Consider the following 3,435-nt stretch of genomic DNA (forward strand, 5'->3'; position numbering starts at 1 on the left):
CGGTCAGTCCACCGTCCACAGCCGTACCGTCTTGTCCCAGCTGCCGCTGGCCAGGGTACGCCCATCCGGAGAGAACGCCACCGATGCCACGACACCTGTGTGGCCGGTCAGGGGTTGGCCGAGCGGGCGGGGGTTGGACCGGTCGGTCACATTCCACAGCCGGATTGTGCCGTCGGCGCTGCTGCTGGCCAGGATTCGCTTATCCGACGAGAAGGCCACCGCCCACACCCAGTCGGTGTGGGCGGTTAGGGGCGGGCCGAGCGGGCGGGGGTTGGACCGGTCGGTGACATCCCACAGCCGTATCGTTCGGTCCTTGCTGCCGCTGGCCAGGGTGCGGCCATCCGGAGAGAACGCCACCTTGCCCACCTCGTCGGTATGGCCGGTCAGCGGCCCGCCGAGCGGGCGGGGGGCGGTCGGGTCGGTGACATCCCACAGCCGTATCGTTCGCTCCTCGCTGCCGCTGGCCAGGGTGCGGCCGTCGGGGGAGAACGCCACCGAGCGCACCCAACCGGTGTGGGCAGCCAGGGGTTGGCCTAGTGGGCGGGCACTGGGCTTGCGCGGATTCCCGCTGCGAGCCATGCTGGTGATGAGGACGGTACCGGCGACGGTGAGAAGAAGCAGCACTACGAGGGCGGCGGCGCGGCGGTGACGCGGCCGCGCGGCCGGCCGGGGACGGGACCGGGGGTGACGCCCGCGGCTGGTGATGCTCCCGCTGGCTGCCCGGTCCGGCGGAGTGCTGCCCGCCGGACGCGGAGATGATACGCCGTCGGCGGCGGGCGGTGGCAGCTGCCGGGTAGACGCGGCTGGGTGTTCGGCGGCGGCGCGGACCTCGCCGTCGAGCTGTAGCGACATCCCCGACGAGGCGATCCACCCCGGGCCGTACGCGCTGGCGGCTGCCTGGGCGAGATCAACCGCGAACGCGTGCGCGGACGGCGGCCGGTCCGCCGGGACCTCGGCCAGCGCGCCCAGGACCACCTCTGCCACCGGCGCAGGCACCCCGGCGGGCGGCCGGATACCGCGGTCGAGGTGGTGTCGCCACGGCGCCTGTGCGGGCGGATCGAACGGCGCGGTACCGGCCAGCAGCAGATACAGCATCACCCCGAGCGCGTACAGATCTGTGGCCGGCCCCAGCCGGCTCCCCGCGATCTGCTCGGGAGCCATGAACAGCGGTGTCCCGATCACCGTGTTCGCGGTGGCCGCCACCCCACCCACCAGTTTCGCGATTCCGAAATCGGCTACCTTCAACAAACCAGTGGTGTCGAATAGTACATTGTCAGGTTTGATGTCACGATGCAGCACACTCCGGGAATGCGCACACGACAGGGCCCCAGCCACCGCCAGACCGACCGCACAGGCCCCCTGCTGGCTCATGCCCGCCTGGCGGCGGGTCAGGGTCCCGCCGGCCAGCATCTCCATGACGATCAGACGCAGCTCGTCGGCCTCGACGTAGTCGTACACCCGAACGATGTGCGGATGATCCAGGCCCGCGAGGATCCGCGCCTCGGCGGCGAACCCGGCCGCCAGCCTGGCCTGTCCCCCTGCGGCCAGCACCTTGATCGCAACATCACGCTGCAGGCCGCGATGCCAGCCGGCCAGCACCAACCCGAACGCGCCAGCACCGATCTGGTCACCCATCTCGTAGCCAGGAAGCGCCGCTGCCACCCGTGCCCGATCAACAATCATGATGCGGGCCTGACCCTACGCCGAGGTTCACCGACGATCGCCGCGAATAAAACCATTTTGCCCTGCACGATGCATGATCCTAGCGACCGCTCGCCGCACCCCGACAGCAGTGCGGCATGCTATCGAAGATCGGTGCTGGACGAGTCGACGATGTCCACGGACGGAGCGCACCAATCTTGTAATCGAGTGATCGGCGCGATCACTGTCCTTGCCTGAGGCAGATCCATGCCCCCCGACCTGCGGTTTCTCCGTTGCAAAGATCGAAAACCTGGACTTGAAGATCGCATATGGGCTCATTCTGGGCTCATCCTGCAGATCTGTGTCGATCACTGGCCTGCTCGGTCCGTTGACCATCGGAGCCGCTTGAGCCGTCCGGGTGGGCCTGTGGCATGTCGGAGTCGTCGGCGAATGGGCATGGGGACCGGTGTGCAGTCTCCCGTCCGCCGGTCTCGGTGCCTGCGTTGGCCCGTGCAGGGCCAAGTGGACGGCGCCGGGAACGGTCTGGTCACCACACATGACCGTCCGGCGCGCGCCAGCTTTCGCGCCGCCGCTGGCTGATTCCATTACACGTACTGCGTCCGGCGCTCCGCGAAGTGTCCGGCATGTGGAGTGCGCCACACGGCGAATGTCACGCGTGTTGAGTCGACTACTACTCTCCGTGCGAATTCTTGGCAGAAGTGGGCCGAGGAGGATCCTCGTGCCCACCTGTGGGGCTCCAGAACCCCGATTCGAGCGGTGACCTGCGCGTTTACCTGCCGGACAGGGCCTACATCGGGCAGGCTGGATGGTCATGGTGTGGTCGCTGCTCTACGCCCTGACGCGCAACGCTCTCGGGCTGATGCTGCTCCGGGTCCGTGGGGACACCGCGAAGGATGTCGAGCTCCTCGTCCTGCGGCATCAGGTGGCGGTGCTGCACCGGCAGGTGAACCGCCCGGCCCTGGAACCGGCGGATCGGGTGATCCTCGCAGCCCTGTCCCGGCTGCTACCCCGGGCCCGCTGGGGTTCGTTCTTCGTCACCCCGGCCACCGTGCTGCGCTGGCACCGTGGACTCCTCGCACGAAAATGGACCTACCCGCGCAAGACGCCCGGACGGCCACCGGTCCGCCGGAAGATCCGCGAGCTGGTCCTGCGCCTCGCGCGGGAGAACCCGACCTGGGGCCACCGCAGGATCCAGGGAGAACTGATCGGGTTGGGCTACCCGGTCGGGGTCGCCACCGTCTGGCGGATCCTGCACCGCGCCGGCGTCGACCCCGCGCCCCGCCGAGCCGACGCCTCTTGGCGTACGTTCCTGTCCGCGCAGGCATCCGGCCTGCTGGCCTGCGATTTCTTCACGGTGGACACCGTGTTCCTGCAGCGGATCTACGTGTTCTTCGTCGTCGAACACGCCACCCGCCACGTCCATGTTCTCGGGGTCACGAAGCATCCGACCTCGGCGTGGGTCACACAACGGGCACGAAACCTGCTGATGGATCTCGACGAGCGTTGCCACCGGTTCCGGTTCCTCCTCCGTGACCGCGACATGAAGTTCACGGCTTCCTTCGACGCTGTCTTCACCGGGGCCGGCATCGACGTGGTCCGCACACCCCCACAAACTCCGAAGGCGAACGCGATCGCGGAACGCTGGGTCGGCACCGCCCGCCGCGAATGCACCGACAGGCTGTTGATCGTCTCCGAACGGCATCTGACGTCGGTCCCCTGCACTCCGCACGTTCGGTTTAGGTCTCTGACCAGCCCATTTTCTTGATCACGGGG

The 3,435-nt window shown here is 68.3% G+C and carries 2 protein-coding genes; one reads left to right on the plus strand and one right to left on the minus strand.

Annotation, left to right across the window (positions count from 1 at the left end):
• Positions 1-3 precede the first annotated feature (3 nt).
• Positions 4-1,683, minus strand: a complete 1,680-nt coding sequence (locus tag AC08OP_RS22945; protein WP_476616070.1) for a WD40 repeat domain-containing serine/threonine protein kinase — start codon at positions 1,681-1,683, stop codon at positions 4-6.
• A gap of 784 nt (positions 1,684-2,467) precedes the next feature.
• On the opposite strand from AC08OP_RS22945, the gene AC08OP_RS22950 reads away from it, so the two are divergent.
• Positions 2,468-3,427, plus strand: coding sequence for a transposase family protein (locus AC08OP_RS22950; protein WP_476616071.1), 960 nt, complete (start codon positions 2,468-2,470; stop codon positions 3,425-3,427).
• The last annotated feature ends 8 nt before the right edge of the window (positions 3,428-3,435 follow it).

Source organism: Frankia sp. CeRuru1 (assembly GCF_977966315.1).

Coding starts and splice junctions, on each gene's coding strand:
- AC08OP_RS22950 (WP_476616071.1), top strand. CDS start 2,468: ATGGTCATGGTGTGGTCGCTGCTCTACGCCCTGACGCGCAACGCTCTC.
- AC08OP_RS22945 (WP_476616070.1), bottom strand. CDS start 1,683: ATGATTGTTGATCGGGCACGGGTGGCAGCGGCGCTTCCTGGCTACGAG.